The organism is Neisseria sp. HMSC055H02 (assembly GCF_001813335.1).
Classification (GTDB): Bacteria; Pseudomonadota; Gammaproteobacteria; order Burkholderiales; family Neisseriaceae; genus Neisseria; species Neisseria sicca_C.
Genome location: NZ_KV812067.1, coordinates 174,201 through 175,145 on the forward strand (window position 1 = coordinate 174,201; position 945 = coordinate 175,145).

The 945-nt window shown below is 49.7% G+C and carries 1 protein-coding gene; it reads left to right on the plus strand.

The annotated features are described in order from the left end of the window. Positions 1 to 945 (plus strand): hypothetical protein (locus HMPREF2907_RS02070; protein ID WP_210388579.1); only part of this gene is annotated, 945 nt, incomplete at both ends.

Below are 945 nucleotides of genomic sequence, written 5' to 3' on the forward strand. Positions count from 1 at the left end.
TACCGTCAAACAAGCCGACGGTACGGCAGGAACTCCTGTACATACTGTTCAAGAAGCATTGGACAAAGTGGGCGACGAGTTGAACAAAGGTCTGAAGATTGCCGCTGACGAAGGGTCGACTGAAAAAGTCAACTTAGGTGACACCGTTACTTACACCGGTACCGATGGCAACATTAAGACCAAAACCCTGCCGGGAGGCAAAGTTGATTTCGGTTTGAACGACAAAGTTACGTTGGGCAAAGCCGGCGGCACTCCGATTGTACTTGACGGTACGAACGGCACGGTAAGTGGACTGACCAACAAAACCTTGGGCGGTGCGGACTTTGCCACCAAAGGCCAAGCCGCGACTGAAGAACAGTTGAATGCCAGCCAAGCAAACCTGAAAACCATCTTGGGCGGTGATGCAGAAAATACCAACGGCAATATCACCATGAGCAATATCGGTGGTACTAACCAAAATACGGTTCACGACGCAATCAAGTCTGTGAAAGAGACGGTGGAAAAAGGTTGGAAGCTGCAAGCGAACGATGATACTGAAGAGAAAGTTGCTGCCGGCGAAACGGTTAACTTCAAAGACGGCAAAAACATCAAAGTAACCCGCGACGGCAAAAACATCACCGTAGCTACTTCAGAAGATGTTGAATTCAATGCCGTCAATGCCACCAATGTGATTGCAGAAACCGTTATCGCAGGCAACAGCGTCTTGACTACCGAGGGTCTGAAAATTGGTGATGACAGTTCTCCGAACCAAGTGTCACTGACCACTGCCGGACTGAACAACGGCGGCAACAAGATTGCCAACGTAGCCAAAGGTACGGCAGATACTGATGCGGTTAACGTCAGTCAAATCAAACCGTTGGCAACAGCGTTGAATACGACTGTTGGTGCGGATGGTTCTATCGCAGCACCTAACTTTACCGTCAAACAAGCCGACGGTACGGCAGG